20 protein-coding genes are annotated in these 23,801 nt (G+C 58.5%); 15 read left to right on the top strand and 5 right to left on the bottom strand.

Features of this window, described 5'->3' with window-relative positions; genetic code table 11:
* Positions 1 to 143 precede the first annotated feature (143 nt).
* The gene (gene asnS / locus DW180_RS01105) at positions 144 to 1,547 is read right to left on the bottom strand and encodes an asparagine--tRNA ligase (protein ID WP_118237105.1); all 1,404 of its coding nucleotides are present in this window, start codon (positions 1,545 to 1,547) and stop codon (positions 144 to 146) included.
* 181 nt (positions 1,548 to 1,728) lie between these two features.
* The gene (locus DW180_RS01100) at positions 1,729 to 2,292 is read right to left on the bottom strand and encodes a PTS glucose transporter subunit IIA (RefSeq protein WP_118266321.1); all 564 of its coding nucleotides are present in this window, start codon (positions 2,290 to 2,292) and stop codon (positions 1,729 to 1,731) included.
* Between the two features lie 244 nt (positions 2,293 to 2,536).
* On the opposite strand from DW180_RS01100, the gene DW180_RS01095 reads away from it, so the two are divergent.
* Positions 2,537 to 3,439 (top strand): alpha/beta hydrolase, encoded by a 903-nt coding sequence (locus DW180_RS01095; protein ID WP_118237006.1) that lies wholly within the window; start codon positions 2,537 to 2,539, stop codon positions 3,437 to 3,439.
* A gap of 114 nt (positions 3,440 to 3,553) precedes the next feature.
* Here the strand turns inward: DW180_RS01095 and DW180_RS01090 are convergent, their stop codons facing one another.
* On the bottom strand, positions 3,554 to 4,204 hold the full coding sequence (locus DW180_RS01090; protein WP_117775869.1) for a GntR family transcriptional regulator: 651 nt from the start codon (positions 4,202 to 4,204) through the stop codon (positions 3,554 to 3,556).
* 254 nt (positions 4,205 to 4,458) lie between these two features.
* Here DW180_RS01090 and DW180_RS01085 point away from each other — a divergent pair, with 254 nt between their 5' ends.
* From DW180_RS01085 to DW180_RS01065, 5 genes are all read left to right on the top strand, one after another.
* Complete coding sequence (locus tag DW180_RS01085; RefSeq protein ID WP_117583089.1) at positions 4,459 to 5,235, top strand: dimethylarginine dimethylaminohydrolase family protein; 777 nt, start codon at positions 4,459 to 4,461, stop codon at positions 5,233 to 5,235.
* Between the two features lie 109 nt (positions 5,236 to 5,344).
* Positions 5,345 to 6,808, top strand: a complete 1,464-nt coding sequence (locus DW180_RS01080) for a basic amino acid/polyamine antiporter (RefSeq protein WP_117756912.1) — start codon at positions 5,345 to 5,347, stop codon at positions 6,806 to 6,808.
* Positions 6,809 to 7,271: 463 nt separating this feature from the next.
* Positions 7,272 to 7,592, top strand: a complete 321-nt coding sequence (locus tag DW180_RS01075) for a hypothetical protein (RefSeq protein WP_118237004.1) — start codon at positions 7,272 to 7,274, stop codon at positions 7,590 to 7,592.
* A 121-nt stretch (positions 7,593 to 7,713) separates the two neighbouring features.
* Positions 7,714 to 10,074 (top strand): ferrous iron transport protein B, encoded by a 2,361-nt coding sequence (feoB, locus tag DW180_RS01070; RefSeq protein ID WP_118237002.1) that lies wholly within the window; start codon positions 7,714 to 7,716, stop codon positions 10,072 to 10,074.
* Positions 10,075 to 10,388: 314 nt separating this feature from the next.
* Positions 10,389 to 12,053, top strand: a complete 1,665-nt coding sequence (locus tag DW180_RS01065; protein ID WP_158551292.1) for a PTS transporter subunit EIIC — start codon at positions 10,389 to 10,391, stop codon at positions 12,051 to 12,053.
* Positions 12,054 to 12,115: 62 nt separating this feature from the next.
* Here the strand turns inward: DW180_RS01065 and DW180_RS01060 are convergent, their stop codons facing one another.
* Entirely contained in the window at positions 12,116 to 12,868 is a 753-nt protein-coding gene (locus tag DW180_RS01060) for a MurR/RpiR family transcriptional regulator (protein ID WP_158550125.1), read from the bottom strand.
* Between the two features lie 175 nt (positions 12,869 to 13,043).
* Between DW180_RS01060 and DW180_RS01055 the strand changes: the two genes are divergently transcribed.
* The 5 genes from DW180_RS01055 to DW180_RS01035 all read left to right on the top strand — a co-directional run bounded on the left by DW180_RS01055 (position 13,044) and on the right by DW180_RS01035 (position 18,833).
* Positions 13,044 to 14,417, top strand: a complete 1,374-nt coding sequence (locus tag DW180_RS01055) for a 6-phospho-beta-glucosidase (protein ID WP_117583084.1) — start codon at positions 13,044 to 13,046, stop codon at positions 14,415 to 14,417.
* 165 nt (positions 14,418 to 14,582) lie between these two features.
* Entirely contained in the window at positions 14,583 to 15,335 is a 753-nt protein-coding gene (locus DW180_RS01050; protein WP_233545131.1) for a hypothetical protein, read from the top strand.
* A gap of 175 nt (positions 15,336 to 15,510) precedes the next feature.
* Complete coding sequence (locus tag DW180_RS01045; RefSeq protein WP_118236998.1) at positions 15,511 to 16,707, top strand: MFS transporter; 1,197 nt, start codon at positions 15,511 to 15,513, stop codon at positions 16,705 to 16,707.
* Between the two features lie 182 nt (positions 16,708 to 16,889).
* Positions 16,890 to 18,266, top strand: coding sequence for an alpha-amylase family glycosyl hydrolase (locus DW180_RS01040; RefSeq protein WP_117563777.1), 1,377 nt, complete (start codon positions 16,890 to 16,892; stop codon positions 18,264 to 18,266).
* Positions 18,267 to 18,269: 3 nt separating this feature from the next.
* A complete protein-coding gene (locus tag DW180_RS01035; protein ID WP_117563776.1) occupies positions 18,270 to 18,833 on the top strand; it encodes a uracil-DNA glycosylase family protein in 564 nt (187 codons plus the stop codon).
* 1 nt (position 18,834) lies between these two features.
* On the opposite strand, the gene DW180_RS01030 is transcribed toward DW180_RS01035, so the two are convergent.
* On the bottom strand, positions 18,835 to 19,497 hold the full coding sequence (locus tag DW180_RS01030; protein ID WP_118236996.1) for a hypothetical protein: 663 nt from the start codon (positions 19,495 to 19,497) through the stop codon (positions 18,835 to 18,837).
* Between the two features lie 93 nt (positions 19,498 to 19,590).
* Here DW180_RS01030 and DW180_RS01025 point away from each other — a divergent pair, with 93 nt between their 5' ends.
* From DW180_RS01025 to DW180_RS01010, 4 genes are all read left to right on the top strand, one after another.
* The gene (locus DW180_RS01025) at positions 19,591 to 20,727 is read left to right on the top strand and encodes a pyridoxal phosphate-dependent aminotransferase (RefSeq protein WP_118236994.1); all 1,137 of its coding nucleotides are present in this window, start codon (positions 19,591 to 19,593) and stop codon (positions 20,725 to 20,727) included.
* A 503-nt stretch (positions 20,728 to 21,230) separates the two neighbouring features.
* On the top strand, positions 21,231 to 21,752 hold the full coding sequence (gene rplJ / locus DW180_RS01020; RefSeq protein WP_089572500.1) for a 50S ribosomal protein L10: 522 nt from the start codon (positions 21,231 to 21,233) through the stop codon (positions 21,750 to 21,752).
* 102 nt (positions 21,753 to 21,854) lie between these two features.
* Positions 21,855 to 22,232: a 50S ribosomal protein L7/L12 gene (gene rplL, locus DW180_RS01015; protein WP_006235005.1), complete on the top strand. Its 378-nt coding sequence runs from the start codon at positions 21,855 to 21,857 to the stop codon at positions 22,230 to 22,232.
* Positions 22,233 to 22,544: 312 nt separating this feature from the next.
* Positions 22,545 to 23,453 (top strand): UTP--glucose-1-phosphate uridylyltransferase, encoded by a 909-nt coding sequence (locus tag DW180_RS01010; protein WP_118079369.1) that lies wholly within the window; start codon positions 22,545 to 22,547, stop codon positions 23,451 to 23,453.
* The last annotated feature ends 348 nt before the right edge of the window (positions 23,454 to 23,801 follow it).

The raw sequence follows: 23,801 nt of genomic DNA, 5'->3' as shown, positions 1-23,801 counted from the left end.
GGCGGGTCGAGTTTTCAACAGCCCTGCCCAACTGACCAAAAACTTGCCAAAAGCTTGACGGATGCTGTTGAAAAAAGCGCCCCTCGGCTTGCCGAGAGGCGCTGGCGTGATGCGCTGGAACGTGTTTGGTGGCGCTGTGGCGATTAGAAGTCGGCGTTGCCCACGGTGCGCGGGTGCGGCAGGACGTCGCGGATGTTGCCCACGCCGGTCAGATACATGACCAAGCGCTCGAAGCCCAAGCCGTAGCCGGCGTGCTTGCAGGAACCGTAGCGGCGCAGGTCAAGGTAGTACTTGTACTGCTCGGGATTCATGCCCAGGTCCTTGATGCGGGCCTCGAGCAGATCCAGGCGCTCCTCGCGCTGGGAGCCGCCGATAATCTCGCCGATACCCGGCACCAGGCAGTCGGCGGCGGCGACGGTCTTGCCGTCCTCGTTCATGCGCATGTAGAACGCCTTGATCTCGGCCGGGTAGTCGGTTACGAAGGTCGGGCGCTTAAAGTGCTCCTCGGTCAGGAAACGCTCGTGCTCGGTTTGCAGGTCGATGCCCCAGCTCACGGGATAGTCAAACTTGTGACCGGCGGCGACGGCCTGCTCCAGGATTTCGACAGCCTCGGTGTAGGTAACGCGGGCAAAGTCGGAGTTTGCCACATGGTCCAGGCGCTCGATCAGGCCCTTGTCCACAAACTTGTTGAGCATATTGAGCTCGTCGGGGCAGGTGGCCATAACGTCCTTAAGGACGTACTTGAGCATGGCCTCGGCGTTATCCATGTAGTCGTTCAGGTCGGCAAAGGCCATCTCGGGCTCGATCATCCAAAACTCGGCGGCGTGGCGCGTGGTGTTGGAGTTTTCGGCGCGGAAGGTGGGGCCAAAGGTGTACACGTCGCCAAAGGCCATGGCAAAGTTCTCGGCATTGAGCTGGCCGGACACGGTAAGGCTCGCGTGCTTGCCAAAGAAGTCTTGGCTCCAGTCGACCTCGCCGGACTCGGTGAGGGGCGGATTTTTGGGGTCGAGCGTGGTCACGCGGAACATCTCGCCGGCGCCCTCGCAATCACTCGTGGTGATGATAGGGGTGTTGACGTAGACAAAGCCCTGCTCCTGGAAGAAGCGGTGGATGGCGGCAGCCGCGACAGAACGGATGCGGAACACGGCACGGAACAGGTTGGTGCGCGGGCGCAGGTGCTGCTGGGTGCGCAGGAACTCGACGGTTGCGCGCTTCTTCTGCAGCGGGTAATCCGGGGCGCTGACGCCCTCGACCTCGATGGAGGTGGCAGAAAGCTCGAAAGGCTGGGGTGCATCGGGGGTCAGCTTGACGGTGCCGGTGCAAATGAGTGCGGCCGAGACGTTTTGATGGGCGATCTCGTCGTAGTTGTCGAGCGCCTCGCGGTTCATGACGACCTGCAGGTCGCGGAAGCAGCTGCCGTCGTTGAGCGTAACAAAGCCAAAGTTCTTCATGTCGCGGACGGACTTGACCCAGCCGGCAACGGTGACGGTCTGGCCACCGAGCGACTCGGCATCGACATAGAGCTGCGCGATTTTGGTGCGGTTCACGTATCCTCCCATAACGGTTGAATGATAGTTATCCATACAGTTCGATATTCTAGCAGCTCGGCTCATTTGGGCTATACAGATAAGGCATTGGCGGGATGGTTTTTCAAACGAAAAGCGCCCGCGGCCAAATGGTCGCGGGCGCTTGACGAGGTGCCTTTTGGTTGTGTGGCGCGGGGCCTGGCTACTTGGTCTTGGCAACCAGCAGCGGGTCGCCAAGCTTGACGAGCGGGTTGCCGCCGATAAGCGTTCCAGACTCGCCGACATGGTCGATGCTCTTAAGACGATCGAGCTCGGAGACGATGACGGTCACGATGTCCTCGTGGCCGGCGGCCTTGATGGCCTCGCGATCGAAGCTGATGAGCGGCTGGCCGGCCTTGACCACATCGCCCATCTCGACAAAGCGGGCAAAACCCTTGCCGTTCATTTCCACGGTGCCCAGGCCAACATGGATGAATACGCGCAGACCGTCCTCGGTAATCATGCCGATGGAGTGGTTGGTGACAGTGGTGGCGCCGATGCGGCCGTTGGCGGGCGCATAGATGGTGCCGGTAATGGGCTCGATGCCATAGCCCTGGCCAAGCATGCCCGAGGCGATCGTCTCGTCGGGAACCTCGTCCAGGCTGACGAGCACGCCGTTGACGGGGGCATAGATGACGCCTTCGCGGGTGGCGAAGCTTGCTGCGGGCGGAACGGACGCCTCGCCGGTCGAGGTGAAGGTGGACTTAAGCGAATCGAGCAGACCCATAGTTGCCTCCAACTTAAATAGGCGCATATCGCGCGTTTGGTTTGCCGGAAACGTTTCATATCTGTTTCGCGGCTTGGTCAACACCCCCTATTCTACGCTGCTCAGCGATACCTCTGAGCTGGGATTATGTGATATATCAGTTGAAGGGAAACTTATTGCTGGCGTGTTTCTGCGTCACGGGTTCAAGTGGGGTACGCTTGAAGGCGAAAAACAATGGCGCTTAATTTGCGCGAAGGGAGCACATATGATTGTCGAGAACCATGCGCTGTGGGGCGAGGAGCCGACCGAGGAATATCCGGCGACGTTTACGTATTTGGGTGCCGAACCGCTGCCCGATAAACCGAATGGCCGCCGCCCTGCCGTGATTATCTGCGGCGGAGGTGCGTTTACGCATATCGCTCCGCATGAGCAGGATCCCGTGGCGTTTGCGTTTTTGGATCACGGTTACCAGGCCTTTGTGCTCAACTATGTCACAAGTTCTACGGGTGACGTGAGCTTTCCGCACCCCCAGGCAGATCTTGCCAAGATGGTCGCCACGGTGCGTGCGAATGCCGACGAGTGGCATGTCGATCCCAAGCGCGTGTGCGTCGTGGGCTTTTCTGCTGGCGGCATGATTTGCGCCTCGCTGGCAACGCAGTGGAAGACCGGCCCCTTCGCGGCACTTGCCGGGGCGCGTCCGGACGACATTCGTCCCGACGCCGTGGTGCTGGGCTATCCGTTGCTCGACCTTGCCTATGTGCGCGATATGCAGACGCGTGACCCGCGCATCGACCTGCGCGTGCCCAAGACGGGTGGCAAGACGGGGCGCGATCTTCTCAACGACTACCTGTCGATGGTGACGGGTGGCGAGGCAACTGACGAGCATTTGGCCGATATCTGCCCCACCACACATGTTTCGCGTCAGATGCCGCCGACCTTTGTGTGGGGCGTGTCCGACGATAAGACGGCGCCGATCGCGCAGGTCTACCCGTTTGCGCAGCGCATGGCCGAGGAGGGCGTTGCATGCGAGATACACGTCTTTGACCAAGGTGGTCACGGCCTTTCGCTCGGCAACGCCAACGCCGCGGTCGACAACGAGGACAAGCAGGTGGCGGTCCGCCCTTGGATTCGCCTAGCCTTCCGCTTCCTGGAGCGCCACGGTTTCTAGACCGCGCAGCACGAGAGCGGATAATCTCCCATTTTTTGGTCTGCTTTTCGACAAAAAAGGGGGGATTATCCACTCTCGTGAGATGGGCGTCTGATAGCTTTCCTTGTTGTATTTCTACCAGACGGTGAACTGGGCGTTTTCCGTGTTCCAATGGACATCGCGAACGTAGTCGCGCACGCCCGTCGCATCTCGTGCTTCGAACAACTCAAGAATATGAGCATGTTCGTTGTTGGCTTTATTGAGCAGCTTACACGCCGTCTCCTGGTCAACAGTCTCGTAATCGCGCTTGATAAAGCAACGCTCGAGCTGCGAGATCATATCGCGCAGACGGTCGTTGCCACAGCGGTTGAAGTACGTAAGGTGAAAGTCTCGCTGAATGTCGTCATACTTACGGATGAGACCGCCTTGGATCGCGAGGTCCATGGAGCCGACGAGAAATTTCAGCTGCGTAATATCGTCGTCAGTTAGATTCGGACAGGCGAGATATGCGGCCTGCCCGTCGAGCGGCCCCATAATCTCAAAGACTTCAACGGCGTTTTGCTGATCGAACCCACGGACGCGGAATCCGCGGCGGGGGAGATTGTCCAGGTAGCCATCGCTTGCCAGCTGGATGAGCGCCTCGCGGACCGGCGTGCGCGACACGCCCATGGCATCGCAGATCGCTTGCTCGCTCAGCCGGTCGCCGGCGGACAACTCGCCGGCGTCAATACGGCTCGAAATATAGTCGTATACGTGGTCCTTCAGGGGCCTTCTGAGCGTTTCCATGAGCTTGTGTTCCTTAACGGTATATTTCTAAAATTAAATACGTTTCGCTTGAATAGCTCAGTCGAATTATAGAACGACCAGCTAAATCGTGCTACTTTGCGCCGATAAGCAGGAATACGCTTACCGAGGATTATCTACCGTTCGGGATTGTATACAATATACAAAACAGCAAAGACACCCTAAGATAAAGCCATCGGAAGGAAGGCGGACGCAAGGAAGTCCGCTCAGTACTATGAGATCCAAGGAGGATCATCATGACCAAGTTCAGCCACGTCATCATCCGTCGTCCCGGCAAGTCCCTGAGCAATGGCATCACGAGCGCTCCCGAGCTTGGCCAGCCCATCTACGAGCGCGCTATCGAGGAGCATTACGATTACGAGCACGCACTCGAGCAGTGCGGCGTTGACGTGTCGGTGCTGCCGGCACTCGAGCAGTATCCCGACAGCTGCTTCGTCGAAGATCCGGCCGTTATCACTCGCTGCGGCGCCATCATTACCAACCCCGGCGCCGATAGCCGCAACGGCGAGAAGGACGAGATTGAGCCGGCCGTCCGTCGCTTCTTTGACGACGAGCATGTCAAGCACATCGTTTCTCCGGGCACGCTTGACGGCGGCGACGTCATGATGGTCGGTGACCATTTCTACGTCGGTCGCTCCGCTCGTACCAACGAAGAGGGCATTCGCCAGTTCTGCGAGATTCTCGAGGGCTGGGGCCTCGAGGGTTCTGAGGTTCCGCTGGAGGAGGTCCTGCACCTCAAGACGGGCGTCAACTACATCGAGGACAACAACATGCTCGTCTCTGGTGAGTTCATCGATAAGCCCGACTTTGCCCAGTACAACAAGATCGTCGTGCCCGAGGACGAGGCGTACGGCGCAAACTGCATCTGGGTCAACGGTACGGTCATCGTTGCCGAGGGCTATCCGACTGTGCTCAAGGCCGTGCAGGATCTGGGCTACAAGACACTCGTCGTTGACACCTCCGAGTATCGCAAGGTCGACGGCGGCCTTTCTTGCCTGTCGCTGCGCTTCTAACGCGATAGCTGTAACAGTCTGATGATCGCTTGACCGATGGCCCGGCACCCGATTCGGGACGTCCGGGCCATCTTTCGTTCGATCACATGATGAAGGGGGTGCACATACAATGGCCTCTAAAGCTCAAAATGAAGAGATTATCGACCCTAATGGCCTCGATCTCTTTCGTCTGACCATGATGGTTATTACCGCCAGTATTTGTGGCGGCATCTTTTCGCTTGCCGGCGATATGGCAGCAGGCGGGGCAAATACCGGTGCGGTTATCGTCTCGTGGGGAATTTGCTTTATTGGCGTCTTTGCGCTGATGATGGTGTTCAACGGTTTGTCTCAGGCCCGTCCCGACCTGACCGGCGGCATCTATGCATACGCTGCGGCCGGTTTTGGCGATTACATTGGATTCAACTCCGCTTGGGGCTACTGGATCAGCGCATGTCTTTCCAACGTGAGCTTTGCGCTCTTGCTGTTTAGCGCGCTGGGCTATTTCTTCCCCGCGTTTGGCGCGGGTAACAACCTGCTTTCTATCGTCTGCGCCAGCGTGTTTTTGTGGTTCCTTACCGCCCTTGTGCTTCGTGGCGTTAAGGAGGCTGCGGGCATTAACACAATCGTCACGTTGGCGAAGCTGGTGCCGTTGGGGCTCTTTGTGCTGAGTATCGTGCTCCTGGGTAAGTTCAACGTCGATATCTTTATGGACAACTTCTGGGGAGAGCCGGCTGGTCCTGGCTTTGGCGAGCAGGTTGTCTCGACCATGATTGCCCTTGTCTGGGTCTTCACGGGCATCGAGGGCGCTGTCGTTATCTCGGGCCGTGCTAAGTACGTGCGTGACGTCGGCCGCTCGACGGCGCTCGGATTTGCGGCTGTATTCACGCTGTATCTGATCATCTCGATGCTGTCGCTCGGCATTATGCCGCGCGAGGAGATGGCACAGCTTGCAACGCCCTCCATGGCGGGAATTCTCGAGTGCGCAATCGGTCCGGTTGGTGCTGCCATCGTAAACCTTGGCGTTATCCTTTCGCTGGTCGGCGCGCTGCTGGGCTATGTCATCATTGCGTCCGAGACGCCGTTCGAGGCGGCGCGCCAGGGATCCTTCCCTCTGGCGTTTGCCAAGACGAACAAGCACGACGCCCCGGTGGTAACGGTTCTCGTGAGCTCCGGCATTACGCAGCTCTTCTTGATCGTGTCGTATGTGGCGGCGAGCACCTACCAGTTCTTCTATAGCTGCGCAGTCAACACGATTCTGGTTCCGTATGTCTGCTCGGCTGCCTATTACATGGTGATTGGTTGGAAGAAGGAGCATCTGGACGGACCGCATGCGCCAAGCGTCGGCAAGGCGCGATTCTTCGGCACGCTCGGCTTCATTTACACATTGTTCCTTGTGTGGTCGACGGGCCTCCAGGGCGTCATGATCACGACGATCCTTTTTGCTCCGGCCATTCCCGTTTATATGCTGGGCGAGCGAGGTCGCGGTAAGCCGGTACTTCCGCACCTGCACGACAAGCTGATCGCAGCGGTGGTCATTGTCGTGGCGGTCATCTCGCTGTATCTGCACTTTGCCGGCATTGCGCCGATAGTCTAAGACTGCGGCAAGCTTCATCGCTTGGTAAGCCGACGGAGGCGTCGCGTGCCGGTGCCGTTCGGTAATCCTTAACTGACGTGGGCCTCTGTAACGTGCCTTTGTGAGCGCCCACCAAGCCTGCGCAGGTGACATTTGTTGCCAGCGCGGGCTTTTGCAGTTGCGGTGGAATAGTTCCTGTTTTACTGGTTAAAGCATCAAGCGGGAACTATTCCACCGCAACTTGTTTTGATTCGCTGGGGGACGGAGGAAGCGACGATCCGGAATCCACCTGCACGGTCGTCGCTCCGCATCCCGTCCGTTGGCGCAAATGGTGCCAAATGTAACCTGTCCCCCTTGCACGCTTGTCCCCCTTGCACCAATCTGTTGATTGAACGTCGTTGCGTGTTCACGGTTTCTGGGCAAGCCGTCTCGCAGCAAAGTAGACTAGATGGCCATTTCAAAAAGTCTGCTTAGAGGAGGAGCCATGCTTGAGGGTACGTATGTGGTTTCGGCCCAGACGCCGGTGGGGAGTAGACGCGGCGAGGTGACGTTTTCGCATGGGGTGAACGGCGCGTTCAGGGCAGTGCTAAACGTCAGGGGTCTCAATATCGCTCTCTCGGGTGCCCGCGCTGAGTGCGATTTCTTTGAGCTCTCGGGTACTATCTCCCACGTCTTGATGGGCAAGGTGCCCTTTACATGCACGGGGTCGGTCGAGGGTGATCGACTCACCGCTACCGCGCGGTCGGGTTCCGTTTCGATCTCGCTGAGCGGTATGCGCAAAGAGCTTTCGGGGCGCACGGCATAAAGTTTGCGCAGGTAAACATCGGTATTTGACTTTATAAAATAGTTCAGAGCGCTATCATTTGGCGTTACGAGTTGGTTAGCCCCGGTAAACGGTTAGCCGCGTCTAACGAAAGGATGAGCGCGTGAAGCTCGATACGCTCGAGATTGGAAAGGACGCCGTTGTCGCATCGGTGGCATCGGACGATCAGGCACTCCGACAGCATATTTTGGACATGGGCCTAACACCGGGCACCGAAGTCACCATGATGAAGTACGCCCCTATGGGCGATCCACTCGAGATTCGCCTGCGTGGCTACGAGTTGACGCTGCGCAAGGACGATGCCGCTCGCATCGAGCTCGTGGGTATCCACGACACCGATACGGGTCCGCGCGCTAACGCCGCAATCGGCACGACGGAGCACCCGGCACTGGGCGAGGGCACGTATTCGCCCCGCGCGGCCAAGACGGCCGTGCCCGAGGGTGCGCCGCTGCATTTCGCCCTCGCCGGCAACCAAAACTGCGGCAAGACCACGCTGTTCAACCAGCTGACGGGCTCCAACCAGCATGTCGGTAACTTTCCTGGCGTGACGGTCGACCGCAAAGATGGCGCCATCCGCAACCACCCCGAGGCAAGCGTTACCGACCTGCCCGGCATTTACTCTCTGTCGCCGTACACGGGCGAGGAGATCGTAAGCCGCCAGTTTATCCTGGATGAGCACCCCGACGCCATCATCGATATCATCGACGCCACCAACATCGAGCGTAACCTGTACCTGACGCTGCAGCTTATGGAGCTCGATCGCCCTATGGTTATCGCGCTCAACATGATGGACGAGGTGACGGCCAACGGCGGCGCCGTGGACGTCAACCTGCTCGAGAGCCTGTTGGGCGTGCCCGTTGTCCCCATTAGCGCTGCCCGCAACGAGGGTATCGGCGAGCTGGTGGAACATGCTCTGCACGTGGCGCGGTTCCGCGAGCGCCCCGGTCGCCTGGACTTCTGCGCGCCCGATGGTCCAGACGGCGGCGCGCTGCATCGCTGCATTCACGGCATCGCCAACCTTATCGAGGACCATGCCGCGACGGCCCACATCCCGGTGCGCTTTGCGGCGACCAAGTTGGTTGAGAGCGATGAGCTGGTGACCGAGGCACTTCATCTGGACCGTAACGAGCTCGACGCCATCGAGCACATCATTACCCAGATGGAGGGCGAAGCCGGCACCGACCGCCTGTCCGCACTGGCCGACATGCGCTTTACCTTTATCGGCGACATGTGCGGGCGTTGTGTTGTCAAGCCGCACGAGAGCCGCGAGCACGTGCGCTCCGTCAAGATCGACCGCATCCTGACGGGTCGCTACACGGCCATTCCGGCGTTCCTGGTGATCATGGGCCTCGTATTTTGGCTGACGTTTGGCGTGATCGGCGCGGCGTTGCAGGGACTCATGGAGGACGGTATCGCTGCCATCATCGCCTCGGCCGATGCGGGCCTCAAGGCGTTCGGAACCAACGACGTGGTGCGCTCGCTGGCTGTCGACGGCGTGCTTACGGGCGTGGGTAGCGTGCTGACCTTCCTGCCGATTATCGTCGTGCTCTTCTTGTTCCTCTCCATTCTGGAAGACTCCGGATACATGGCACGCGTGGCCTTTGTCATGGATAAGGTGCTGCGTCGCTTTGGCCTGTCGGGCCGCAGCTTTGTGCCCATGCTCGTCGGTTTTGGCTGCACCGTGCCGGCTATCATGTCGACCCGTACGCTCCCATCCGAGCACGACCGCAAGATGACGGTCATGCTCACACCGTTCATGAGCTGCTCGGCCAAGCTGCCGGTTTACGGCTTGCTGTGCGGGGCGTTTTTCCCACAGGCGACGGTTCCCGCCATGGTCTCGCTCTATCTGATTGGTATTGCGGTTGGTTGCATTGCGGCTCTGGTGCTCAACCGTACGGCATTTAAGGGCGACCCGGTGCCGTTTATCATGGAGCTCCCCAATTACCGCCTGCCGAGCGTCAAGACGACGGTGACGCTGGCATGGGATAAGGCCAAGGACTTTATTACCAAGGCCTTTACCATTATCTTTGCCGCTACGGTGGTCATCTGGTTCCTGCAGACGTTCGATATCCGCTTTAACGTGGTCGCCGACCAGTCGCAAAGCCTGCTTGCCGGTCTGGGTAGCATCATCGCGCCGGTGTTGGCCCCGCTCGGTTTTGGCGACTGGCGCGCCTCGACGGCACTCGTCACGGGACTTATTGCCAAGGAGAGCGTCATCTCGACGCTCACGGTGCTTTTGGGCGCAACCTCTCCCGCGGCACTGTCAGCCATGTTTTCGCCGTTTACCGCCTACGTGTTCTTGGTCTTTACGCTGCTGTACCCGCCTTGCGTGGCGTCCATCGGCGCCGTCAAGAGCGAGTTGGGCGCGCGCTATGCCGTGGCCGTATTCGCGTTTCAGGTGACGGTCGCCTGGATCGTGGCGTTTGTCGTGCATTCGGCGGGCATATTGCTGGGGTTGGCTTAGGGGCGCGTTGATGCTCCGCGCTTTTGGGCGAGCAACAATTCAATAAATATGAGCCAAAATACCGGTAATTGTCGGCCTGCGGGGACTGTCCTACGCTGCAGGTTGCCGTTCGCTGCCTATTTGCTGCCGTTTACGGATTCGTAAATACTTGCAATCGTCGGTCGATTTAACCGCATTACGCGATGCCGATGCGCATTTTGTGTGCCCCTTTCTACAATCACTTTGTGTCTATTGCCGAACATGTCTTCCGTTTCGCCTGTGTGGGGACGTGGGGTGCAATAGTCGTTTGTAGAGGCTCATTGAGGAGGGAATTGATGAAAGAAAAATTCCAATCGTTCGGAAAGGCAATGCTCGTTCCGATTACGCTCATTGCCATTTCCGGTCTCTTTTTGGGTATCGGTAGCGTTTTTACGACCGAACTGACCCTTGTGTCCCTTGGCGTTAATTGGGACTGGTATGCCGCTTCGCCGCTCTTTACGTTCTTCTCGGTATTTAAGGGTCTCGGCGAGGTAATCATTGGAAACCTCGGTGTTTTGTTTGCCGTCGGCTGCGCCTTCTCCTTGTCTCGCAAAGAGAAGGGCTGGGCTGCCTTTTCTGCCCTTGTCTGCTATCTCACCATGCTCAAGACGGTTGAGATTCTGCTTGGAGCAGCTGGCTTGGCTGCCGACAATACAACGGTGGAAGCTCTTCAGAAGGTCGGCCTTACGTCCATTCAGGCGAGTGAGCAGTCCGCACTCTACACTACCTCGCTCGGCTTTTTTGGCTACAGCTCTGGTGTCTTTGGCGGCATTATCGTGGGCTGCCTGGTCGCCTGGATCACCGGCCGTTTTTACAAGACCAAGCTTCCAACGGCGCTGGCGTTTTTTGCGGGCAGTCGAACGGTTCCCATTGTATCGCTGGTCGCCGGTGGCGTCCTGGGCGGCATCATGTACTTCGTTTGGCCCGTCATCGGTGGATGCTTCTCGGGTATTGCGACGTTCGTGAAAGGCTCCGGTCTGGTCGGTACGTTTGTCTATCGCTGGGTGCTCGAGAGCCTTGTGCCGTTTGGCTTGCATCCGCTGCTCGAGACGCCCATGTATTGGACTGAGCTTGGCGGCTCCATGGTCGTCGACGGAACGCGCGTGGTGGGCAATAGCGCTATTCAGCTTGCACAGCTCGCCTCTCCCAGTAGCGACAAGCTCTTGGTTAGGGCCTTCATGGCTGGCTATGGCATTAACGATTACGCGTTGTTCCCGGGCATCGCCCTTGCTATGTGGTCTTGTGCCAAGCCCCAGAACCGCAAGAAGGTTGCTGGTCTTTTAATCCCCACAGTGATTTCGACTGTTTTCTTTGGCGTTACGGAGCCTATTCTCTTTACGTTCCTGTTTGCCGCCCCCTGGCTCTACTTTGGCGTTTACGCTCCGCTTTCCGGACTGGGTGAAGTTCTCTCGGAGGCAATGGGCGTTTCGGTGTACCAGGGAAATATCAAGGACCTGATCCCATTCTTATTCCGCCCCGAGAAGCTTAATCTGCTTCCGTACCTTATTCTGCTCCCCGCCTTTTTCCTGGCAGCTTTCTTCCTCTTCCGGTTCTTTATTACTAAGTTCGATATCAAGACGCCCGGTCGAGACGATGGTGACGATATTGAGTTGATCAACAGCAGAGCCGAGTTCGAGGCAAAGGCCGCTGAGGCAAAGGGCGAGTCTGATAGCACTCCCGAGAAGGCAGTCCAGGGCCGTGCGACCAAGGACAGCGCGCTTGCTGTTGGCATTGTCGAAGCGCTTGGTGGAGCCGACAACATTGATGATCTTGACAACTGCATCTCACGTCTTCGCGTGATTGTCAAGGATGGTTCTAAGGTTGCAGACGACGAGGTGTTCACCAAGAATCTTGAAGCTATGGGCGTTATCCGCCTGAGCGACAAGGCAATCCAGGTCATTTACGGTCCTCGTGTCGGCGAAGTCGCTTCTGAGGTGCACGAAGTTCTCGGTGACGAGTAAAACGCGCAAGTGGCTTTCAATTGCATAGCGCAATTCCAGGGCTTGGCTTCCTATCGCATGATTTAGGGAGCCAAGCCTTCTTGTTTTAGATTGTCAAGGCAGATACTCAATAGTTCTTCGAATGCGAGAATACAACTTCCGGTAAAGCAGTTAGGCTTAACGTTCTTAAGATCCATTGGGTGATCGTCATGTATCGTAAAGATCGCGTCTGCCGTCTTGGCGAGCTCGCTGTCTTCGTTGCCGGTAAACGCGAGGGTCGTAATGCCCGCGTCGTGGCATGCCCTTGCGGTTTCCAGGATGGCTTCTGTCTGGCCCGATTTGGATATGAGCATCATGCAGCTGAGCGTATTTCGGTTGGATTCGACAAACTGATCGGTTTCTAGGAAGTCCTGTATGACGGCCAAAAAGCCAAGTCCAACGAGCTTGGTCGCCATGTACTGCGCAACGATGCGTGAGAAGCCCTCTCCGTTTACTCCGATCATTCTGTTGCGATGCAGTGCGGCGATGAATACGTCTACATCTCCGGTGTGGCATACGAAGTGGACGCTACTGTCTTTGAGTGATTGATTCATTTCGCGGGAGACATGCTGAAGGTGCTTGAGATCGTACATCATTTCGCGGTAGCCACGGTAGCCGAGCTTTTTCGAAAGCCTGATGACTGTCGTCATGCTGGTAAAGCATGCCATGGCGACGGGTTTTATGCCAATATCATCGAGGGTGTCGATATTGTTGAGCAGGTATTCGAGTACGCTTTGCTCGGTTTCGGATAGCTTTGCGGCTGAGTAGAGCTTGGAAATCTGCTTTTTATCAACCATCGGTGCTCCCTTCCCGCCGGACGTGTGTGGCCGCTTCCGTTGCGTAAATAATAACTCCTTGGGGAATTCCTTTCCCGCCTTGCAGCCGGGGCGGGAAGCGGCCCTCCATGCTGGATACAATATCCATACACAGGCGAACCATGCAATATTGAATGTGCTAATTGGGGGTTTCGATATGAAACTTACGGTCATAGGCGGCGGTGGCGTCCGCTCCATGTTTTTGGCAAAGAGCATAGCCCAGCAGGCGTCATCGCTTGGAATCGATGAACTTGTGTTTATGGACAATGATCCCGAGAAGCTGCGCATCTACGGTGGCCTTGCCGCCCATGTCTCGGGCATGCTTTGCCCCACGCTTAATTTTTCATTGACGGGCGATGCAGTCGAGGCCGTTAAGGACGCCGATTACGTGATCACGACGATTCGCGTCGGTGGGGACCATATGCGCGTTCGCGATGAGCGCATTGCTCTCTCACATGGGGTTCTTGGCCAAGAGACGACTGGCGCAGCCGGCGTGTCTTTTGCCATGCGCTCCGTCCCTGCGCTTGCTTCGTATTGCGAGTTAATCAAGAAGTACGCAAAGCCGGGCGTCAAGGTGTTTAACTTTACTAATCCCGCTGGCGTCGTATCTCAGGCCTTACGCGATATGGGCTACGATTTTACTTATGGCATTTGCGATGCCCCCTCGGGCATGTTGCATCAGTTTGCCGAGTATAAAGGCGTTGATCCCGCATCGGTTCAGGGCGAGTGCTATGGACTCAACCACCTCTCGTTCTTCCGCAATGTGACGGTTGACGGCGAGGACATCATGCCCGACTTGATCCACGACGACGGGGCATATGCTCATACGGATCTTAGGTTCTTCGAGAAGGATCTCGTTCTAAATCGCGGATGCGTGCCAAATGAGTACCTATACTATTTCTACTATCGCGAGCGCGCCGTTGCCAACGTTCTCTCTTCGCCCCAGACGCGCGGCGAACTAATCGAAGAAATTAATCGAGAAATGACGAGCGAGCTTGCATCTATCGATATTGAGAACGACTTCGAAAAGGGCCTCGCGTGCTTTGAGAAGTGGTACGGAATGCGCGAAAACAACTACATGGCGGCCGAGACAGGTATTCACCGCGACAAGCCGTGGACGTTTGACGTGTACGGCAAAGATGCTGGCGGATACGCAGGTGTTGCGCTCCGTTTCATGGATATTGCTCGCTCTGGCAAGACGCAGCAGATGATCCTGTGCACCCCCAACAATGGCGCCATCCCCGGCCTTCTCGATACAGATGTCATCGAGTCAACGTGCGATATCTCCACCGATGGCTGTGTACCGCATCGCGTCGAAGCCGATTCTGTGCCCGCGGGAAACCTCGAATTGATTCGTCGCGTCAAGTACTACGAGCGCACCGTGGCGCGTGGCATCGTTAACCGATCGAAGCGCGACATTGTCGAGAGCCTCGCGATGCACCCGCTCGTTAATTCGTACTCCTTGGCGAAAGACATCGCCGCGCAGTACTTTGAGCTTAACCGCGACTACATCGACGGCTGGACAGACTAGTCTGGACGTTAAAACTAGAAATCATGGATGGGCGGACCGGCGTTTATATTGGCGCTCGTTCGCCCTGCCTAGTAAGAAAACGGGTATAGAGTGAACTTGCGAGAGAACTTCAATGTCTTTCTGGAATCGGGCGATCGGGCGAAGGGATGCCGGAGTGGCTGCACGATGGCGTTATATATCCCCTTGTTTGTTATGAGCGCGCTTCAAATTGGTGTATCAAACGTTGCAACCGAGCTCGCCTATATCAATCCGTCCATTACGCTTATTTGCACTGTGGTCGCGGCCTTTTTAAACCCGCTTCTATCGAATGTGGCTTTTTCATTATTTGCCGTCGACCGGTCCAAAGAGACGGTGCAACCTGCTCGAACCCCTCCGGTTTATCTCTTGGCCTCGACGGTTCCCCTCCAGATTTCTGGGGCGCTGCTAATTTATTTGGTTCACTTGATTTTATCGGCAATTGTAGTCTTTGCCTCGCTTGCGAGCAGCCAGCTCGGGGTGTTGTGCTCGCTTGTGGTGGCAGTAATCGTGACGCTTCTTTCCGCGTCGTTCGTATTCGTGTTAATTGAAGATGCGGACGTGGAGCAGAGGGGACTACGAGGCATTCGGTTTGCACCACGCTACATCATGCGTTCGGTCACGGTGCTTCGTTCCTCCTGCAGGGAAATCGCGCGTCCCGCAACGCTGCTGGTGGCATGGAACCTGGTTGCAAGTTGCGCTATCCAGGTTCTTGTTGGATGGGTAGTTTCGAGTGCGGCGCTGCCGTCGGCACTTTCAGTGACGGCGCTTGTACATGAGGGACTTTATTATGGGGCGTTTGCTTATATGCTGCTTTTGCTAGTTCATTGTGCGGTTGCGAGTTGGCTCGAAATTGACGTGCTCATGGGGGTGTCCTTGTGCGTATCCGAGCAGGCGCGATAGCCCGAAGATGAAGCCGCGTTTTCGACATTGAGTTTCTGCGTACCTTGCTTTCTAAGCAGAATTGGCGCGCCATCTGTTAACGATCGTTTTCCAAGAATTCTTTTGTTGCTCATTTTATAGACTTCTCATTGCTATAATCGCCCACCGCTCTAGATGATCGGAGAGGTTTTCCTATATGGCTCAAACAAAGCAAGGTGGTATCGCACTCAGTCAGTGGCTCCCGCTTATCGGGCTCGCCTGCTGCGCGTTCGTGTTCAACACGTCGGAGTTTATGCCCATCGGCCTTCTGACTGATATCGCCGCATCGTTCTCGCTCACCGAGGCCCAGGCAGGCATCATGATCTCGGTCTATGCTTGGGGCGTCATGCTGCTGTCGCTGCCACTCATGGTGTTTGCCTCGCGCTTTGAGTTCAAGTGGATGCTGCTCGGCGTGCTCGCCGTGTTTTCTCTGGGTCAGTTCCTGTCCGCTGTGGCACCGACATATCCCATCCTGGTCTGTGCGCGCCTGGTGGTCGCTTGCGCACATGCCGTGTTCTGGTCGGTCGCCTCGATTATGGCCTCGCGCCTGGTTGACGCCCGCCACGGGGCGCTCGCCATCAGCATGATCGCCACGGGCTCGTCTATCGCGCAGATTTTCGGCCTGCCCCTCGGTCGTGCCATCGGCCTGGCCGTGGGCTGGCGCATGACGTTTGCCGTGGTCGGGGTCTTCTCTGCCGCCGCGGTGGTGTACCAGGCAGCGGTGTTCCCGGCCATGCCGGCGGGTGAGCGCTTTACCGTTAAGCAGCTGCCCGAGCTGCTCAAGAACCCGTTCCTGATCGCGCTCTACGCGGTCACGGTCTTTATGGCGACCGGCTATTACGCAAGCTACAGCTATATCGAGCCCTTCCTGGCGCAGGTCGCGCACGTCGATGCGGGCGCCATCACCATGACGCTGACGGCGTTTGGCTTCTCCGGTCTGGTGGGCAGCTGGCTGTTTGGCCGCCTGTTCGACGGGCACCGCTTCCCATTCTTGGCTATCACGCTCTCCGGCGTGCCGGTGGCTCTGCTGCTTATGGCCCCCGCAGCCTCGTCGCTCGTAGCAGTGCTTGCCGTCTGCGCGCTATGGGGCTGCTGCTCCACGGCCTTTAACGTGGCGTTCCAGGCCGAGCTCATCAAGTACACGCCGGCAGACTCGTCGGCCGTCGCCATGTCGATCTTCTCGGGCCTGTTTAACCTCGGTATCGGCACGGGCACCGCGGTCGGCGGCGCCGTGGTGTCGGGTCCCGGCATCGCCTGGATCGGTTGTGCGGGCGGGGCGATTGCCGTCGTGGGTGTCATTCTCGCTATCACGGTGCTATTCCCGGCCATACACCGCGCAAAGCCTGTCGCCTAATCACGTCTCCTCATCAGTTGCGGTGAAATACGGACTGCTGAGCCCAATAAACCCGGCAAACAGTCCGTATTTCACCGCAACTTAGAAAGGGGCTGGGGTAGCTAAAAGAGCCCCGTCCCAAAATAGCTACCCTGCTGGGCATACAATGGATGTCGTTGTGTTGAGCTTGCCGGGAGGTTGCTATGTGGGCATACGAGACGACGTTCTATCAGATCTATCCGCTGGGCTTTTGCGGAGCTCCGCGCGAAAACGCCGCGCCCGTTGCCGAGGATGAGCTCGCCCAGGCTGCCAACGCTGCGCCCAACCCCGATGCGCCCATCATGAAGATCGCCCAATGGGCCGACTACCTGCAAAAACTCGGTATTGGCGCTGTGCTGATTAACCCGCCGCTCGAGTCTGATAGCCACGGCTACGATACGCGCAGCCTGCGCCATATCGACCGCCGCCTGGGCGGGGATGCCGATTTTGCCGCCGTATGCGAGACGCTGCACGCCCATGGCATCCGCGTGGTGCTCGATGCCGTCTTCAACCATGTGGGCCGTGGCTTTTGGGCCTTCCGCGATGTGCAGGAGCGTAAGTGGGACTCGCCGTACAAGGATTGGTTCCACATCAGCTTTGACGGCGATTCCTGCTATGGCGACGGCTTTTGGTACGAGGGCTGGGAAGGCCATTTTGAGCTCGTGAAGCTCAACCTGCAAAACCCCGCCGTGGTCGATTACCTGCTCGAGTCCGTGCGCCGCTGGGCCGAGGTCTTTGGCGTCGACGGCCTGCGCCTGGACGTTGCCTATATGCTCGACCGCGACTTTATGCGTCGCCTGCACGCCTTTACCCGTGAGCTCAAGCCCGACTTTGTGCTGATCGGCGAGACGCTTCACGGTGACTACAACCAGATCGTCAACGACGAGATGCTCGACTCCTGCACCAACTACGAGTGCTACAAGGGCCTGTACTCCAGCTTTAACTCGGTCAATATGTTCGAGATCGCGCATTCGCTGCATCGCCAGTTTGGCGGCGATCCGTGGTGCATCTACCGCGGCAAGCACCTGCTGTCGTTTGTCGACAACCACGACGTGCCGCGCCTGGCAAGCATCCTCACCGACAAGTCGTGCCTGCGTCCCGTCTATGGCATGCTCTTTGGCATGCCGGGCATTCCGTGCGTCTACTATGGCAGCGAGTGGGGGATTGCCGGCGAAAAGGGCGGCCCCGATGGTGACTGGGCGCTGCGACCTGCGCTCGATGAGCCTGCGCCCAACGAGCTGACGGCGTTCATCACGCAGCTTGCGCACCTTCGCTCGGCCGATGACGCGGCGGCCTGTGCTCTCAACTACGGTGCCTATCGCAACGTGGTGATCCAGAACAAGCAGCTGCTGTTCGAGCGCGCCTGTGATGACGCGACGGTGCTCGTGGCGGTGAACGCCGTGGGCGAGCCTTACACCTTTGGCGCCGGCGAGCTCAACGGGTCCTTTGTCGACCTGCTTGCCGACGATGCGCCCACGGTCGAGCTGACGGGTACCCTTGAGCTTGCACCCTACGAGGTGCGCTATCTGTTGAGAGCCTAGCCCATGGCCGTGTCTGACGAGGACTATCAACATATTGAGCATGGGTTTGAGCCTGTGTTCGACCAGCGCTCGCGCGTTTTGGTGCTGGGGTCGTTTCCCTCGGTGCTCTCGCGTGCAAATGCCTTTTATTACGGCAACCCTCAGAATCGCTTTTGGCGTGTGATGGCTGCGTGCCTCGGTGTGCCTGTGCCGCCCAACGAGGGCGATCCTTTGGCAAGCGGTGAGCCCGCGACGCTCGATGCCTCCATTGCTGCCAAGCGATCTATGCTGCTGAACGGCGGCGTGGGCCTGTGGGATGTGATCGAGAGTTGCGACATTAAGGGCTCGAGCGACGCGAGCATTCGCAACGTTGTGCCGGCACATATCGAGCGCATTACCGATGCCGCGCCGATCGAGGTCGTTGTCTGTAACGGCGGTACGGCAGGGCGACTCTACAAACGCTACTTGCAAGATCGGACGGGGTTGCCCGCCGTCGTCCTACCCTCGACAAGTCCTGCCAATGCCGCCTGGCGACTGGAGCGTCTTGTCGAGCGTTGGCACGAAGCCGTTGACTGGGCTGTTATTTAATTTAGATTTTTGTTTGAGCGTGGGCGCCCAGACGTTTCAGAACGCCTCGCCAGATCGGCGCGGGCACGGCTGGCTCGGCGCAAACCATGCCGTCGGCGTCGACGTTGGCGGCATTGCCGCCGCCAAGTCGCTGTGCATGCTCGACGGAGCAGCCCATGCGCACGGCGCCCACGAGCTTGTCCATGGCCTCCGAAAACGGTCGCCGCAAGAGTCCCATGCGCGGGGAGCGACGAAGCGCCGCAATGCCGCTGCCGGCGCAGATGGCAACGCCGCCACACCACAATTGGTCATGGCGCTCACATGCCTTGTGCAGGCGAACGGCGGCCCCACGCGCCTGCTCAGTGCCCTCTTGTGCGGCTCGAATCGCGGCATAGACGCGCGTTCCCGTACCGCCAAAGCGCTCAAGCGTCTGCTCGATAGCTGTCAACGTCTCATCGTCAGCCACATCTTCAATGGCCAGCACGATGCCATCGGCAACGCTGCCGGCGTCATTTGCCTTCAAGTCGACTGGGAGGGGGAGTGTAGTGCCGGAAAGCTGTGCATAGGCGGCGATGGCATCCTGCAGGTCCCAAAGCAAAAACTCAAGATCGGCGCTATTGGGAATGCTGATATACGCAATGGTTTGCAGCGTTTTTGGTACATCGCCGCGCGCGGTCGTCTCCATGCCATCTCCTTTCCGGCTCGTTTCCGTTTAGGTTACACCGTCTGACGGCGCCTCGCCGCGCTATCCTAGTGCAACCCTTACGAAAGGAACGCCATGCGTCTGCCCATGAATACCTCGCTTGCCACGCTCAAGCCCTCCGGTATCCGCCGGATCAACGCGCTCGCCGCCCAGCATCCGGGGTGCATCGCGCTCGCGCTCGGCGAGCCCGATTTTCCCACGCCCGATGTGATTAGCGCCGAGGTGACCGCCGCACTGGACCGCGGTGACACGCACTATCCGCCGAACAACGGTCGCCCCGCCCTGCGCGAGGCGTTATCTGCCTACATGGGGGACGCGGGCCTTGCGTTTTCGGCCGACGAGGTCATCCTGACTGATGGCGCGACCGAGGCCCTGTCGGCAACATTCATGGCTATGCTCAACCCCGGCGACGAGGTCATTATCCCCACGCCGGCCTTTGGCCTGTACGAAAGCATCGTCGTGGCCAACCACGCCAAGGCGGTCTTTTTGGATACGGAGCCTGCGCAATTCCAGATCGATGAGGAAGCGCTGCGCGCTTGCGTTACGCCGGCGACCAAGGCCATCGTCATCTGCTCGCCCAACAATCCTACGGGTTGCATCCTCAATACGGCGTCGCTCGACGCCGTGGCGCGCGTGGCAGACCAGGCGGGCATCTACGTAGTCTGCGACGACGTATACAACCGCCTCGTCTATGTGGACGGCTACGAGCGCTTCGCCCAGCGACGCCCGGAGCTGCGCGAGCAGACGGTCGTCATCGAGAGCTTCTCCAAGCCCTGGGCCATGACCGGCTGGCGCCTGGGTTGGCTCGCGGCAGCGGCACCCGTCATCGCCGAGATCGCAAAAGCTCACCAATACCTAGTATCGAGCGCCGTCTCCTTCGAGATGGACGCCGCAGCCCGAGCCCTGACTGTCGACCCAACCCCCATGCTCAAAGTCTACCGAGCCCGCCGCGAACGCGTACTCGCAGCCTTAGACGCCATGGGCCTCGACGTAGTGGAACCGGCAGGCGCCTTCTACGCCTTCCCGAGCATCAAAAAGTTTGGCCTAACCAGCGAAGCCTTCTGCATCAAAGCCATCGAAGAGGCAAACGTAGCCCTAGTCCCGGGCGACTGCTTCGGCACCGAAGGTCATATCCGCCTAAGCTACTGCGTCTCCGACAAAGACCTAGACGAAGGCCTCCACCGCCTGTCCACCTTCATTTCAACCTTTTAGCCCTCAGGGATGCAACACATCAGCCCACCGACCCAAGCATTATGAGTGGGGCACGTCGCTCAACGGACACGAGGATTCGCAGCAAAGTTACCGCAGCTCCGGTCCGAGGGGCCGGGTTGAGATTTTCGTAGATTCCGCACGAGCCGAAGAGCACTTAATGTGCTCTTCGTGCGAGCCAGGACTTGACCGAGCGAAAATCTCAACCCGGCCCCTCGGACCGGAGCGTATGCAGGGTTTGTGTACGAATCCTCGCGCCCGTTGACCGACGCCGGGGTCCCCGCCATAATACTTTCGGTTCACGCACGAATCCGCTGCCAGAGACAGCCGGCGCAAACGGGCATCGCCCGCGAGCTTAATGGGATATCCCGCCAGCCGAGGTGGTCGAGTAGATATGTCTTCTCGCCCCCGTCGCTCATGCAGCGCGGGGGCTTTCTTTTTGGACATGCCCCCGTCACGTCCTTGTGGCGGACCGTGCCCGGAAAGAATTCGAGGAGGTGTAATTCATGCCCCAGCAGTACAAAATCGACAAGGTTGCAGAGATCGAGTCCCGTATCGCCGAGAACGCCGGTCTGTTCGTCGTCAACTACAACGGTCTGACGGTTAAGCAGGCTCAGGAGCTGCGTCATCAGCTTCGCGAGTGCGGCGCCGAGATGAAGGTCTACAAGAACAACCTGGTCAAGATCGCTCTCAAGAACCAGGAGCAGCCCGAGCTCGACGAGATCCTCGCCGGCCCCGTCGCTTATGTGTTCTACGAGACCGAGCCGGTCGAGGCCGCTAAGGCCCTTAAGGACTTCTCTGCTAAGTCCAAGGGCGTCCTTGAGATCAAGGGCGGTATCTCCGACGGCAAGGCCGTTTCCGCTGATGATGTTAAGGCTATCGCCGAGCTGCCCACCAAGGATCAGCTTCTCGGCCAGATCGCCGGTCTCATCTCCGGTTTCGCTCGCGACATCGCTGTCTGCGTCAACGGCGTTTCCTCTGGTCTCGCTCGTTCGATCCAGCAGGTCTCCGAGCAGAAGGCAGCCTAGTCGCTGCTTTCACCCGCGGTGGCAACGCCGCACCCCAGGCGCATTCGCGCCATGTTTTAACTGATCTCCGTGCATCCGCACGGAAACCGAAAGGACTTAGAAATGGCTAAGCTTACCACCGATGAGATCATCGATGCTCTTAAGGAAATGACCCTTCTCGAGGCTTCCGAGCTCGTCAAGGCTATCGAGGACACCTTCGGCGTTTCCGCCGCTGCTCCTGCCGCTGTTGTCGCCGCTCCCGCTGCTGGCGCTGCTGAGGCCGAGGAGAAGACCGAGTTTGACGTCGTGCTCGAGGGCTTCGGCGACAACAAGATCCAGGTCATCAAGGCCGTCCGTGAGCTCACCAACCTTGGCCTGAAGGAGGCCAAGGAGGTCGTCGAGGGCGCTCCCAAGGCTGTTCTCGAGGGTGCCAAGAAGGAGGACGCCGAGGCTGCCAAGGAGAAGCTCGAGGCTGCTGGCGCTGCTGTCACCCTCAAGTAATCAGGCTTTCTCGCCAGATTTCTTTGCAGACGGGGTTCGCATTGCGAACCCCGTCTTTTTGTTATGACCCCTCATTCCCATTGCTCGGCATACAGAACACCGTTGTCTTCGCCGTGCTAATCCCGTTACCGCTGGGGCGTAAAATTGCACCATTCGAGCAATAATTTGCGTTGACCTGCTGAAGAATTGCGTTTGCCTTACGGCGACGTATGTCTCCGGCGGTAAGATACTTCGGTATCGCAATTTGGTCTGCGGCCACCGTGCCGCACGCACAGGGCGCATTCTGCGCCTGCGAAAGGATCCTTGAATAACATGAAGGCAATCATCCCCGCCGCCGGTCTTGGCACGCGTTTTCTGCCTGGCACCAAGTGCACGCCCAAAGAGATGCTGCCGGTGCTCGACAAGCCGGTCATCCAGTATGTCGTTGAGGAGGCGCTCGACCCCGAGGAGGTCGACGACGCCATCATCGTTACCTCGCCCGGCAAGCCCGAGCTGCTGAGCTACTTCCAGCCCGATCGTTCGCTCGAGAACCTGCTGCGCGAGCGCGGTAAGGACGCCTACGCCGACGCCGTCGCCCATGCGGGTGGTATGCCGGTCGACTTCCGTTATCAGTACGAGCCCAAGGGCCTCGGTCACGCCATTCGCTCTGCCGCCGACGCTGTAGCGGGGGAGAACTTCCTGGTTCTTCTGGGCGACTACGTTGTGCCCAACCGCGACATCTGCGACAAGATGCTTGCCGTCTCCAAGGAGCACGGTGGCGCTTCGGTTATCGCTGTTGCCGCTTGCGCTCCCGAGGAAGTCAGCCGCTATGGCGTCATCGCCGGTGACCGCGTGGGTTCCCTCGAGGGCTTCGAGAATGCTGCCGACGACGAGCCTGGTGCCGTTTGGCGCATCGGCGGTCTGGTTGAGAAGCCCGCTCCCGAGGCGGCTCCGTCCAACCTGTACATCGTCGGTCGTTACCTGCTGAGCCCGCTGGTCATGGACCTGCTCGCCGATCAGCAGGCCGGTAAGGGCGGCGAGATCCAGCTTACCGACGCCATGGCCCGCTCGCTCGACCGCGAGGCCATGTACGCTGTCGTCATCGACCCGCTCTCGGGCTACGACACCGGTACCCCGTCTGGCTGGATGGCCACCAACGCCCTCATGGCCGCAAGCGACCCTCGCTTTGCCAGCGCCTTCTGGGACGCCATCGACGAGCGCGGCGGTTTGATGCGCAAATAAGCCTTCGGGCATCGACATTTACGGGTGCGGACTTCTGTCTGCACCCGTTTTTTATTCGAGCTACAGCTTGGCTCCGGAAAGTGCGGCCCACAATTTGATCGAATTCTGGGACGCGCTTTCCGGTTGGAGCCCCTAGCGGAAACTGCGGCCCGGAATTTCGGCTCAGAACGGGACACGCTTTCCCGAACAGGGCTCAACCGGAAACTGCGACCCAGTTTGGGGCCTCAAAACGGGATGTAATTTCCGTCCGGCCAACCCTCGCTGCCATTCCGCCGTTCAGCGGCCAGCACCAGCAGGCTCGTTCACAGAAAATATATGAACAGGTGTTCGATGCACATCTATCTACCT

Origin of the sequence: Collinsella sp. AM16-21 (assembly GCF_003471905.1) — a bacterium.
GTDB lineage: Bacteria > Actinomycetota > Coriobacteriia > Coriobacteriales > Coriobacteriaceae > Collinsella.
This window is presented reverse-complemented; position numbering and strand designations above follow the sequence as displayed.